At 60.6% G+C, this 13,210-nt stretch carries 8 protein-coding genes and 1 pseudogene; 3 read left to right on the plus strand and 6 right to left on the minus strand.

Going from position 1 to position 13,210, the window contains the following annotated elements; all coding sequences use genetic code 11:
- Window positions 1–43 precede the first annotated feature (43 nt).
- Entirely contained in the window at window positions 44–1,735 is a 1,692-nt protein-coding gene (locus VM99_26725; protein ID AKK01886.1) for an acetolactate synthase, read from the plus strand.
- 379 nt (window positions 1,736–2,114) lie between these two features.
- Here the strand turns inward: VM99_26725 and VM99_26730 are convergent.
- From VM99_26730 to VM99_26740, 3 genes and pseudogenes are all read right to left on the minus strand, one after another.
- Window positions 2,115–2,741: pseudogene (locus VM99_26730) on the minus strand (hypothetical protein).
- 113 nt (window positions 2,742–2,854) lie between these two features.
- Window positions 2,855–4,804, minus strand: a complete 1,950-nt coding sequence (locus VM99_26735) for a hypothetical protein (GenBank protein AKK01457.1) — start codon at window positions 4,802–4,804, stop codon at window positions 2,855–2,857.
- Window positions 4,805–5,278: 474 nt separating this feature from the next.
- On the minus strand, window positions 5,279–8,512 hold the full coding sequence (locus tag VM99_26740; GenBank protein AKK01887.1) for a hypothetical protein: 3,234 nt from the start codon (window positions 8,510–8,512) through the stop codon (window positions 5,279–5,281).
- Between the two features lie 709 nt (window positions 8,513–9,221).
- Between VM99_26740 and VM99_26745 the strand changes: the two genes are divergently transcribed.
- Together VM99_26745 and VM99_26750 are read left to right on the plus strand one after the other, a co-directional pair.
- A complete protein-coding gene (locus tag VM99_26745) occupies window positions 9,222–9,545 on the plus strand; it encodes a hypothetical protein (GenBank protein ID AKK01458.1) in 324 nt (107 codons plus the stop codon).
- A 409-nt stretch (window positions 9,546–9,954) separates the two neighbouring features.
- On the plus strand, window positions 9,955–10,173 hold the full coding sequence (locus VM99_26750; protein ID AKK01459.1) for a hypothetical protein: 219 nt from the start codon (window positions 9,955–9,957) through the stop codon (window positions 10,171–10,173).
- A gap of 7 nt (window positions 10,174–10,180) precedes the next feature.
- Here the strand turns inward: VM99_26750 and VM99_26755 are convergent, their stop codons facing one another.
- Genes VM99_26755 through VM99_26765 form a run of 3 tightly spaced genes read right to left on the minus strand, consistent with a single transcriptional unit; the run spans window position 10,181 to window position 13,158 of the window.
- Complete coding sequence (locus VM99_26755) at window positions 10,181–10,507, minus strand: beta-lactamase (protein AKK01460.1); 327 nt, start codon at window positions 10,505–10,507, stop codon at window positions 10,181–10,183.
- The gene (locus tag VM99_26760) at window positions 10,504–11,865 is read right to left on the minus strand and encodes an ABC transporter substrate-binding protein (protein ID AKK01461.1); all 1,362 of its coding nucleotides are present in this window, start codon (window positions 11,863–11,865) and stop codon (window positions 10,504–10,506) included. Before VM99_26760 ends, VM99_26755 begins: the two co-directional genes overlap by 4 nt.
- Window positions 11,866–13,158 carry a citrate transporter gene (locus VM99_26765; protein AKK01462.1) on the minus strand — a complete coding sequence of 431 codons (1,293 nt, stop codon included), beginning with the start codon at window positions 13,156–13,158 and terminating at the stop codon, window positions 11,866–11,868.
- Between the last annotated feature and the right edge of the window lie 52 nt (window positions 13,159–13,210).

Consider the following 13,210-nt stretch of genomic DNA (forward strand, 5'->3'; position numbering starts at 1 on the left):
ACCCGCTAAATTAGCGCCTCCAGACCTGATGAGGTTCTGCGTCATGCCTTTAGAGTCCGATGTCTTTCTCAACCGCCGCGGGCAACGCGGCGCAGACCTGTTCGTAGAAGTGCTTCGCAGCGAAGGTGTGCGCTACGTCTTCGGCAATCCGGGAACAACCGAGCTGGCTTTGCTCGACGCCCTCTCAGGCGCCCCGGACCTCCAATACATCCTCGGCCTGCAGGAGGCCTCAGTCGTCGCGATGGCCGACGGTTATGCGCAGGCATCCGGTCGCCCCGCCTTCGTCAACCTCCATACGGCCGGTGGACTGGGCAATGCCATGGGCGCCATGCTCAACGCCAGGATGGCGAACACCCCGCTTGTCATCACCGCCGGTCAACAAGACACGCGACATGGCGTGACCGACCCGCTGCTCCACGGAGACCTCGTCGCTCTCGCCCGACCGAGCGTCAAATGGGCGGAGGAAATTCATCATCCCGAACATATTCCGATGCTGCTGCGCCGTGCGTTTCAGGACTGTCGCACGGGGCCGGCCGGCCCGGTTTTCCTTTCCCTGCCGATTGACGTGATGGAGCAACACACGGATGTCACGGTCGGCCCGCCATCGCGAATCGAGCGCGGTGCCGTGACCGGGGCGATTGAGGAATTGGCCGCTGCCCTGGCGAACATCACCCCCGGTCGCCTGGCGATTCTCGTTGGAGAAGAAGTGATCCAGTCGCGCGCGGAAGTTGAAGCCGTGAGGCTTGCCGAGGCACTCGGCGCACCGGTCTACGGGCCTTCCTGGCCCGGGCATATTCCGTTCCCGACGGCCCATCCGCAGTGGCGGGGAACGCTGCCTGCAAAAGCTTCCGACATCAGGGAGACGTTCTCCGACTTCGACGCGGTCTTCCTGCTCGGCGGCCATTCGCTGATCAGCTATCAATACTCCCAGGGCCCCGCTATCCCTTCTCACTGTCGCCTTATCCAATTGACCAGCGATGGACACCAACTGGGCAGAGTCCACGAGACCGCGCTAGGGCTGATCGGCGATGTAAGACTTTCCTTGCAAACGCTGTTGCCGATACTGGACAAGCGATTGGCCCCACACCGGGAGACCATCGCGACGCTGCGACACGTCGCGAGCCAAGCACGCGATGCACGTCGCGCCGACGTCGCCGCTCGCTTCAGTCGCGAATTCAGCGCGCCGGTGACAACACCTTTCGTGGCTGCCCACGAGGCCGTCCGGGCCATCGGGCCAGACGTCTGGATTGTCGACGAAGCCCCCGCCACGATTCCCCATGTCCGCGCCTGCCTGGATTCCCATTCGGCCCGCCAATATCTTTTTACCCGCAGCGCCATCCTCGGCTGGGGCATGCCGGCGGCTGTCGGAACATCGCTTGGCCTGGACCGAACCCCGGTCGTTTGTCTGGTCGGTGATGGCTCTGCCATGTACTCACCGCAGGCACTCTGGACGGCGGCGCATGAACGGCTGCCGGTCACGTTCGTTGTGATGAACAACGGCGAATACAACATTTTGAAGAACTACGCTCGTGGCCAGGCGCACTACCTGAATGCGAGCACTGACCAGTTCATCGGCATGGACCTGCGCGATCCGGCGATCGATTTCCTGGCCCTCGCCTCCTCCCTGGGGATCGCTTCGCGCAGGATCGAGCGCGCCAGCGATATTGCCGGCGCGGTGGAAGAAGGCATTCGTTCAGGCGTCCCGAACCTCATTGAATTGCCGATCATGGCCTGAAGATTGCCCAACCTCGAAGCGAATCCACCGCTGAAGAAAACGACATCAAGCGGCAGGCGGCGCACCCCGACCTTTATTGGTGAAGCCCTTACGGCCCTCAGCTATCCCAAAAGTGAGTCGATTTCCCTGGGGGATGGGAGCTGCGAGATGCCCCAAGCACCGCGGCTTCGAACTCGGCGATCATCCGGTCGCGATTATCAGTGACCAGCTTCTTGACCATGGCCGAGTAGGGTTTCGAGGGTGCAGCCCGGGCTTGCAGTTCAGCGAAAATGGTCTTGGCTTCATTGCGCAGGTGTTGGAAGAATGGTTCCCTGTGATCCATTGGGGCTGCTTTCCTGAGCGCGTTTTCCGCCTTCATCAACTGGTTCTGAACCTCCAGCATCAGCTCGGTGCGCGCCTCCACCAGGTACACTCGGTTCAAGCCAAATATTTGATAGGTGGCAAGTCCGTAAGGGTCCCAGTCATTCCCCACTTTCAGCGGAGCAATCAGACTCAGGCCCCGTTCGACGATCCATTGCAGGTGCATATCCGGGTTGCGTTGAGTGGGGTCGATGAGGCAGGCATCCTCGGCCTTCAGATCATCGCCTTTAGCCATGGCACGCTGCCCACGAATCGGGAAGGCATCATATTTGCCGAGCTTATAGGCGCTCCCCTGCATTTTTTGCGTGTAGGGCTGTTCAGCCGTGAAGGTTTGAACTTCATGGTACTCGGAACTATTGCAGTGGATACAGCTGGGCAGCAGATTGGTCCAATCGGACGCCAGCCACCAGTAGCCCGTATGGCCAGGATGGTCGATCACCCGGTTCTTGGGCCGAAAGTGTTCGACCTGGACGGGGCCCACCGCTTTGTAACTGGATTCGCAATAGGCACATTTTTTATGGAACAGCGTATTCAACGCCTGCCTTACGTCTTTTGCCCCATAGGCCTTGAAGTTGAATTTCTTGGTTTTTTTAGCTGGTTTGGCCGTCTTCCCCTTGGCTTTGGCATTCGTTTTCGGAGGCGCCGGCTGAGTGGCTCGGGCCGCATAAAAAGCGGCCGCTCGGGTACGCTCCTTGGCCGCCGGGCTGTTCAATTCGGCAAGCGATAAGGGCTCGTCGACATCCTCGCGCTTAACATAAATCATTGTCCGGCCTCGCCAGCTTCGCGAAGCGTCTCCAGGATCAGGCGGACCGATTCCTCACGCACTTCTGCCCGGTCAAGCCGATTGGAGTGAAACTGTTCGACGATGTGCCGGCGCAACGCTTCATTCACGACCTGGCGTTCCGGGGTGTCGCCAATCATCGAGAACGCGTCCAGCCGCTCGGAAAACTGCTCTTGTGGCTCAAGGCTACGGGATTCGGAAAGCAGCAACCGATCGATACGCCGAAGAGTCTCGGGCTCGGCGGTACTGGCGAGGCCGAAGTATTCGGACGTCAACAGTTGCTCGGCCCGCATGGCACTGACATCGGGCAACCCGGTCATTTCAACGACGGCCCGGTCCTCATCGCGGACCAGTACATGCACTTCACCATCGAGCATCCCCCTCAAACAAAGCGGATCGTGGGTGGTGAAGATGAACTGGACCTGCGGCAACGCACGACGCAAGGCGCCGACTACCTGCATTTTCCAGCGTGGGTGCAGATGGATTTCGATTTCGTCGATCAACACGATGCCCCGTGAGTTCTCCAGGTCACCCCATCGCTTCACCATGTTGCGGATGATGTCCAGCGCCATGGCGAATAACGATCGGTAGCCATCGCTCAACCTCGACAGTGGTATGTCTTCGCCGTGCTTGCTGATCATCAGCCCGGAGCGCTCCGTGCGGATGATCTCGTCCTCGTCCGTCAAGTTGAGGATTTCCCGAAGTGCTCGGGCCACCGTTGGAAAGATTTTCTCGTCAAGTGATTCGAGCCAATCGGCCGAATGTGGTAGCACGCGTTGTTTGTTGAATAACGAAACGATGCTCGAGACTGGCTTGATGTTCTTGTAGTTCGTCGGTTGTTCGCTGAACTGTCGATGGGCCCCATAACCAAGCACCAGCGCACTCTCGAAAGACACGTCATGGATCTCGCCACCCCGCAGGATGTGCACTTCATTGAAGCTGCCGTCGTCAAATTCGATCCGAATACTGGCCTGAGTCGCGCCTTTGTTGCCGGAGAGCTGTTGCCAAACCTGGTCTGCGCGGCCTTGCGGCTTTCGAAGAAAGGCATCGAAGTCTGTCTTGACCTGGCTGCGCAAATGCCGACCCATTGTGCCCAAGGCAATGGCCTGGAGCAGAGAGCTTTTGCCCACCGAATTCTCCCCTAGCAGCACCACCGCCGGCGCGATGCCCTGCTCGGCCACGGACCGACTGGAAAAATCCAGGGTAAAGCGTTTGAACCCTTTGAAGTGTTTGACATCGATCGAGCGGATACGGGCGAACTTGGTCGTCTGCACCTCGCCCACCGCGTCGACGAGATCCGACCGCAGCATGCGCCGGGGCACGTGTTCACCCTTGAGGTGATCGATGAACCGGCGCCACATCGGCGGATTGCAGAGGCTGATGAAACCTGCCAGCTCACTGAAAAACTCAGCCTCGCGTGGCGGTGTGCTCCTCTCTGAGGTCGCCAGCAACGAGTCACTGATCCAAATCCTGACCGCCCCGACATGAGCACGGCGATCATCCAGCCGGTTCTCGATCTCGCTGAGGATTAGTGCATAGTCCTTGCCGCGCAGCTTTTCGAAGAAGACCACCCATTCAGAAAAAATGGCGGCACGTCGACCGACCAGTTCGCTTCGATTGAGCTTCAAGACGTCGATCGTTTCCTTGCCGCGGTCGTTTTTGCCCAGGCAGATCCCTTCGACGGTGAATGCCAGGTGCTCAAAAGGCTGGTCGTTCGAGGGGTCAATCAGGACGGGGCGTTCTTGATCGGCCAGCGCCAGCGGGGTAAAGGGCGCGACACGCTCGTGTTGCGTGGGGAACTGTGAACTCTTGTAGCGCGCACACACGGAACAGGCCAATACCAGGTTGGCCCATTCATAGGCATACCAGGCGTAATGGTCAGGGCTCGGAGTGGCCGAATAACCCAACCGATTCTTGGCGTTGAGCATTGGACGGTGGTGATGGACTTCGAAATCGAAGGGGCCGGTGTCCTTCTCGCAGTAACCGCACTTCTCCTGGAAGGCCGCGACCAGCGCTGACTTTACTTCCCGGGAACTCCATTTTCGTCGGTTCAGCTTTGGGCGTCGGGTCAACCGGGAGGCAGTTGCCATATCAAAGTGCTCCCGCAGGAGCGCCATTTCATCGACCAACGCCTCGGCTGTGAGCGAAACAGGTGTACTGCTGGGATCCCGCCATACAAATCTCAAAGTCAGTTCCTTTTAACTTTAGAAGGCATAAAGATCCATCAGCCATCCAGCCAACGCTGAAAATCGCTCTGGACCGCGAGCTCTGGCTCGCACCGCCGAGTGAAATCTAGCACGTTTGATGAATGGAAAGCAGGCACAACGACATCATTGATCCCGTCGCAAAAAACGCCCCTCCCTGCTCCATCCTGGCGAGGCGTACCGAATATGACGGCCCTTCTAGAACAAGCCACCCAACCTGGACAGGCTTGCCGCCAGCTCATCCTTGCGAAACGGCTTGTTAAGGCGCGGGATATCCGGGTCAAGTCCTCTGCGTTCGGCGTAACCAGAAACGAGCAGGATCGGAGTACCGGGCCGCGAAACGCGGACCGCCCGGGCCAGTTCAGTGCCGCTGATACCAGGCATCAGGTGGTCGGTGACAATGAGGTCGAATTGTTGCCCCGCCTCCAGCAATTGCAGAGCCTCTTCGCCTGATGCGGCCTCGATGACGTGGTAACCAAGGTCTGCCAGCATGTACGAGGTCGTTGCGCGTACCAGTTCCTCATCGTCGACTAGCAGCGCAGTGCCTCGCACCGATTGTCGATCCAGGGCCTCGGTATAAGGCAAGGCCGCTGTCGGCAGGGTCATGCTGCGCTGGAGCCAAAGCTCGACGTTTGTCCCTAAGCCGGGTGAACTCTGAATCGTGAGCGCGCCGTTCAGCTGGGATGCCAGGCCATGGACCATCGAGAGGCCGAGCCCCGTGCCCTTTCCGATCCCCTTCGTCGAAAAGAACGGCTCCACCGCCCGGGCCAGTGTGGTCGCGTCCATGCCAATGCCCGTGTCCGCCACCGAAAGGCAGACGTAGTGACCTGCAGGAAGATGCGAACGGTGGCCGTTACCCACCACCTCGGTGCTCGCCGATATCCTCATCGTTCCACCTTCCGGCATCGCATCGCGCGCATTCACGGAGAGATTGAGAATCGCCATTTCGAGCTGGTTCGGGTCCGCCATTGCCGCCGGCAGTTCCATTGGCGCTTCGACGACCACCTTGATCTGTGGCCCGGTCGTGCTGGCCACCAGATCACCCATTTCGCCAACCAGCTTTGCCACGTCCACGGGAACGGCTTGGAGTGGTTGGCGGCGGGCAAAGGCGAGCAATCTCTGCACCAGGGTTTTTGCGCGATCAGCCGATTGCAGCGCGCCGCCAATCAGCCTCTGTTCCCGATCCCCGCCCACACCTCTGCGCTGGAGCATGTCGAGCGTGCCGACGATCGGGGTCAGCAGATTGTTAAAGTCATGGGCCACACCGCCGGTGAGCTGTCCCATCGCTTCCATTTTCTGACTTTGACGCAATGCCTGTTGGACCTCTTCCCGCTCGGCGATGGCATGGGCCACCCTCAATTCAAGCGTGGCGTTGAGCTCGCGCAGTTCTTCTTCGGCCACCTTGCGAGGGGTGACATCTACCGCCGTACCGGTGAAGCGCAAGCAGCGGCCGGACGCATCGAATACGGCTCGGCCCTTGGCCGCCACCCAGCGAACGATGCCATCCTCGCGACCAATCGTGCGGTAGTCGACTTCATAGAGTGCACGCCGTTGCGGATCGATGGCCGCCGCGAATGCTTCGATCGTTGCCTCTCGGTCCGCCGGGTGCAAGCCGTCATAGAAATCCTGCAACGTGACTGGCACATCAGCAGAGATGCCGAACATCGCCTTGGTTTGAGCGGGCCAGATCAGCGTGTTGTGAACGATATCCACGTCCCAGAAGCCGATATCGGCGTTCTCGACGGCCAGTCGCAGTCGCTCCTCGCTCTCACGCAAGCGCATTTCGGCGCCTACCCGCTCCACGTGCGCCCAGCAACGTTCGGCCACCTCCCTCACCCACGATATTTCGGACTGTGACCAATCCCTGGGCGAATTTTGATGAACGGCCATCATCGCGGTCAGACGACCGTCCTTGACCAACGGGCAGCAAATAATCGCGTGAATGCCAATGGACAGAAAGGTCTCCAGCCCTTCGCCGTGAGTCAGCTCCGCGGCGACGTCACGTATGATCAAGGTCCGCCCGGCGCGCATGTCGGCAGCAGCCCGTGGTCCGAAAACATCGAGGCTGTACGTCCCGACCGAGCTCTCGATGCCGGGCGCGCTGTAGTCACTGCGAATCCAGAAACGGTCATGATCGCCATCGACATCTGCATAAGCGCAGCGCGATACGTTGAGCTTCTCGCCCAGCAAGCCGGTCGCGGCGATCATCGCGTCTTCGGCCTGGTGGACGTGAAAGAGACGGCCATCGAGTTCATCGAAAAAGCGCAGTCGCGACGCGCTCTTCTCCAGCGCCGCTTCCGCTTGATGCTCGACCGTACGGTCGCGGAAGATCTTTACAAAACCGCCGTGATCCAGGGCCAATGGCATCATCAGCCCCGAACCCCAGAAACGCGTACCGTCCTTGCGCACGTGCCAGCGCTCGTTGACAGCCCGGCCGTGATCCTGGGCGATGTGGAGTTCGCCGTAAAACACCCGCTCGGCCTGGTCCAGGGCGGTATAGAAGAGGTCACCCTTACGCCCCACTACCTCCTCGGCGACGTAGCCGACGATGCGCTGTGCACCGGTGCTCCAGCTCGTGACCGTGCCTTGCGCATCGAACGTGATAATTGCGAAGTCTTCCGCGCCCTCGACGATCTGGCGATAGCGCGCCTCGCTAATGCGCATCTTGGCTTTTGTTTGCTCACGGTCCAGGACCAGCCCGACTGTCTGGACAATGAAGCCGAGGATCTCGACATCCGTCGATAAAGGCTCATGTGGTTCAGGGTGATACAACATGAAAACACCCAGCACAGCGCCTTGGGCTGAAAGAATCGGGAATGAGGAGCACGTGTGCAGGCCATAAGCGGTAGCCAGCGCCTGTAACTTGGCCGAAAGCAGATCGTTGAGTGCCCCAGGTAAAAGGCCGATATCGCTCGGCAACGGCGAGATACGGGTGGCGCCACCGCTCAAGCCCGCGATCAGTTTTTTTACCTCGTCATTGTAGGCGCGGGGAAGACTGGGACCTGCGCAATACCGCAGATTCGGGTCATCGTCGTTGAGAACCACGATGCTTCCCAGAAATCGGGACATGGACAACGCCTCGACCTCGCGAACGATCGCATCCAGCGCGACGTCGAGGGGGGTATCTTCAACAGACAGTTTCAAAATGCGGTTCTGTGCCTCCCCAAGCGCCGCCGCACGATTGCGTGCCTGGGTGAGGCGCGCGTTCTCGAGCGCAATCGTCGCCAGGCTCGCCAGGCTTTCCAGCCGCTTGATCGTATCGCGATCGGGGGTGTGAACCTGCGACCAGTACGCGCCCAGCGCTGCAACCGCAACGGGCCGGCCAATGGGCACCATGATGAGGCTACGGACGAACGTCGCGGCGTAAGCGTCCTTGGGAACGCGCGGATCCAGTAGCACGTCACGGATGACGACCGTCTCGCGATGGTGCATCGCCCACCCTGAAACACACTGGTCGGCGGCAAAGCTCTGGCCCTGCCAAAGCGCAGAGACCGCATCCTCCGCGACGTAATGACAACGCCCGTCATGCTCAATGACGACCGCGATGCCCTCAGCCCCGACGGCGGCACGTGCGGTGTCGCGGAGCACTGCAACCACGTCCTCTACCGATCCAGCGGCAGCCAATCGCTCACTGGCATCGAGCACATGAAACAGGCGGTCCTCGCCTTCCAAATCAACCGGTACAGTAGACAAACTGAGTCTCCAAATGCCGGCCAAGTGTTCTCTTCCCGGACTGGCTGAAATAAATGTGATTCATTGAGGCAATGTAAGCCATGACATCCGGAGTCGGTTCCCGTTCGATTTTGTAGACGCGTAGCACCGCGCCTCATATCGAATCGAAACCGTTCACCAGCTTGTCCGCTTGCATATTCAAACCGCTGTATGTGGGGGCTGGGCGCGGTCTACAGCATTGTAGCTGAGCCGCTCCGCCTCCAGCGTGACAGGTAGAAAGCGTGATCACTCAGAGTTTCGAGTCGCCAGGGCAACGTTGTGAGGACGTTTACCCCCTCACATCAGTCATTCAATCCAACAGCGAAGCCTGTTTGAGCAGCTCGAAAAGCCCCTCAGGTACCAGTGGGGATGTCGCGGTAAAACTGGAGCCCAGGCACCATTTGGCTCTGAACGGAGCACCATTGCTTTCATGGCCATCCAGCCAAGGACGTTCATAGACGCTTTTATCATCGAACCTTGCATCGAAGACCTGGACGATCTCATGCCCTGGTTTGCCTGCGTAGGTGAAGATACTTTCCAACGTGCCGATCAATCGAACATCACTGATCGAAAGCGCCAGTTCTTCCTGCACTTCTCGGGCAATGGCTTCGATCCCTCTTTCACCGAACTCAATGCCGCCGCCAACAGGGCGAAAGAGCGTCTGCTGTGCAACGGCGTCGTAGAACTGGTTGACCAGTATCTTTCCCTGGTGATGGAAGATACACAGAGCGAGGGGGCGAATGCGTGGTTCTGACACGAGTGAAATTCCCTTTTGATTGGACGATACGTTTCCCTCCGCGCAAAAGGCATTCAATGCTGCGTATGGCGGCCAATTATGCGATAGGAGCTCGCCCATTTCACCTCAACTGTCACGAATAGGCGTAGCACCAGCCGTGCCCGATTTTCTCAATAGCATTTAATCGCTCCGCCTTGCAGAAACGCCAACATAATGGCGTCGATTTTGACCAAATCATCAACGCAGACAATAAGTGACATTTTTCCGACGGAAGGCATCGCCGTGCCATTGCTGGAGGTTTGAGGGAAGGCTCATCATCCGCTTGTCATTGCTTCTCGCCTGGGCCTTTCGGGGCCAATGCAAGGTGCATCAATCGCATCGTTTCGATGGGAGCAATATCAGGATGATGACCGTCTACGTTATGGTTATGACCATCTGCACCGGCGGCGAAGGCTGCGTGGAAGAACGCAAGCACGAGCCCACCTACGCCACTAAAGCGATGTGCGTGGAATCGGCCAGGCACATGGCGGCGCGCAAAGGCGTGAAGTTCAAATGCCGCAGCGAGCGGTCGTGGGTGCCGAGCACTGCGTCGGGCGCGAGCGGCCAGGAGCGTGTCGTCTCGACCGACGTCAAGGCGCACCCGTGATCGTTCCTCAGGAGCCCGGCATCTCCAGGTCCAGCAACGCCGCCCCCAGTGCCTTCCCATGCGCATCGAGCGCCAGCGAACGGGTAACCCCACCCCGCAAGATGCCAGGCAGGACAAAGTTGAGCGCCCGCACATTGGGCAGTTCATAGCGACGGATCATCGGCCCTTGCGGGTCCAGCAGCCCGGCAAAATGCTCGGCAACGCGCTCCACCGTGAGCCACTCACAGAGGCGCGGATAATCTTCGGCGTTGAACGCAATCACGGAGATATTGGAGGTATCGCCCTTGTCCCCTGTGCGGGAATGGGCCAGGTCTCGCAGTTTGAGGCGACTCATTGCAGGTCCTCCGAATGAATCTTCACGCTGACCGCGTCGCGCGGCAGTAACAACGAAGCCACCGCCACCACCTGACGCACCGATTTGTTCGCCCCGCCACCGCCGTAAGGCCCATTGGTGTAGAGGGTTTCCACTTCGTTGCCGATGCGCACGGCCGCGGCGCGGTCAGCGCAACGGGCCGCGACCCGCAAACGCACTTCCCAAGGCTCGCTGTCCGAGCGTGCGCCCAGCTCGGTGCCGTGCAGCGCGTCGACCCCGATCAGCTCGGCGCGGATCTCTTCATAGACCACGCCGGTCAGTTTCAAGCGCTCCAGCACCACCTCCCGGGCCAAACGGCCGCGCGCCAGGGCCCCCGGCCCGCCATAGGAGATCTGGCCCTCGCCGATCCAGCCATCGAGGTAACCCACCGATACTTTGAGATCGGCGGGTCGCGCCTGGCCATCAGCCCCCTGGACGGCGACCTGGTCCGGCCCGGGCGCCGTGAACGAGACACCGGAAAAATCGGCACTGACATCGGGGGTGAGGTACGCGGCGGGGTCGTGCACTTCATAAATCATCTGTTCGGTGCAGGTCGCCGGGTCGATGCGCCCACCTGAACCTGCGACCTTGCTGATCACTGCATGGCCCGTCGCGTCCACTTCAGCCAAGGGAAAGCCCAGGCGCGCCAGGTTAGGCACGTCCTTGAACCCCGGATCGGCAAAGTAGCCTCCGCTGAGCTGCCCCGCGCATTCGAGCAGATGCCCCACCAGGGTGCCGCGACCCAACCGGGTCCAATCGTCCGCCGCCCAGCCGAACTCGAACACCTGCGGCGCGAGAAACAACGACGGATCGGCCACCCGACCGGTAATCACCACGTCGGCGTCGGCCTGCAATGCCTCGATGATGCCGTCCACCCCCAGGTACGCGTTGGCCGATATCAGGCGCTTGCCCAATGACGCCAAGGTCTGGCCGTTATCCAGGGTCTGCCTCGAATCTTCCAGCACGGTGGCCAGCACATCGTCGCCGGTCACCGCGACCACCTTCAGCCCCGACAAGCCCAACTGCCGGGCGATGCGCCGTACTTCCCGGGCCGCGTCCAAGGGATTGGCCGCGCCCATGTTGGTGATCACCCGCAATCGGCGACGACCCTCGGTGCCACGGCCGACAAAGGGCAGCACCCGGAGCATCCGCTCACTGAGCAACGGATCGTAGCCGGCCTGCGGATCAGCAAGCCGCGCTTGTTGGGCCAGGGCAATCGTGCGCTCGGCCAGGCATTCGAACACCAGGTAATCCAGCTCGCCGTGCTCGGCCAGCTCGATCGCCGGCTCGATACGATCGCCCGAATAACCGGCACCGGAGCCGATGCGTAAGGTTCTCATTCAAAAGACTCCAATGAGCAGCGCCGTCACGGTCATCAGCACCGAGGCGGCGAACAGGAAGGGAATGGTGAAGCGTTGGTGATCGGCCAATTCGATCTTGCACAGCCCCACCAGCAGGAACGTCGCTGGGGTCAGCGGACTGACCGGGAAACCGGTGGTGTGCACGCCCAGCAGTGACGCCTGGGCCACTTGCAATGGATCAACGCCCAGGGCGCGCCCGACTTCGGCCACCACCGGCATCACGCCGAAATAGAAGGAATCGGGGTCGAACAGCAGGCTCAGGGGCATGGAGATGAACCCCACGACCATCGGGATCAATTTGCCGTGCCCGGCGGGAATCTGCGCCACCGCCACCTCAGCCATGGCCTTGAGCATGCCGCTGCCCTGCATGATGCCGGTGAAGACCCCGGCAGCCAGCAGAATGCTCGCCATCGTCAGGGCGGTTTTCGCATGGGCGTCGATGCGGGCGCGTTGGGCATCGACGTTCGGGTAGTTGATGCACAACGCCAGGACCGTGCCGAGCATGAACATCACCACCGGATCCACCACGCCGGCAATCATCACGCCCATCACCACCACGGTCAGGACCAGGTTGAGCCAGAACAGGCGTGGCTTGCGCAAGGCGACTTCCGCCTCGCTGAGCACCCGCTGCGCGACCACCTCGACGGTTGCCCCGGCGCCCAGCCCCAGGCGCTTTTCTTCGCGACGCCCCAGGTACCAGGCGCAGGCAAAGACGAAGACCAGACCGACGAGTTGCACGGGAATCAGCGGCTGGAACAGATCGGCCACCGGCACATGCAAGGCCGCCGAGGAGCGCAAGACCGGGCCGGTCCAGGGCAGGAAGTTGACCCCGGCGGCCATGGCGGTGACGCAGGCCAGGATGCGCTTGTCCATGCCCAGGCGGGTATACAGCGGCAGCATGGCCGGAATGGTCACCAGGAAGGTCACCGCGCCGGAACCGTCCAGGTGCACCAGCAGCGCCAACAACGCGGTGCCCATGACGATACGCGTCGGCCGGGTGCCGACACGCTTGAGGATACGGTCGATGATCGGGTCGAGCATGCCGGCGTCGGTCATGACGCCGAAGAACAGAATCGCGAACACGAACATCCCGACCACCGGGGCGACGTTCTTGATGCCGGTGATGATGAATGCGCTGGTTTGCAGGCCGAAACCGCCGATCAGCGCGGCGATGATCGGCAGTGCGATCAGGGCGACCAGGGGGGACAGGCGTTTGCTCATCACACAGGCGAGCAGACAGAGGATGGTGACGACACCGAGTATGGCGAGCATGGGGAGGTCCTGTTCGGCATCTCTGTTCGCGGTGGCGATGAGATGCGCTGTT

Source organism: Pseudomonas chlororaphis (genome assembly GCA_001023535.1).
GTDB lineage: Bacteria > Pseudomonadota > Gammaproteobacteria > Pseudomonadales > Pseudomonadaceae > Aquipseudomonas > Aquipseudomonas chlororaphis_E.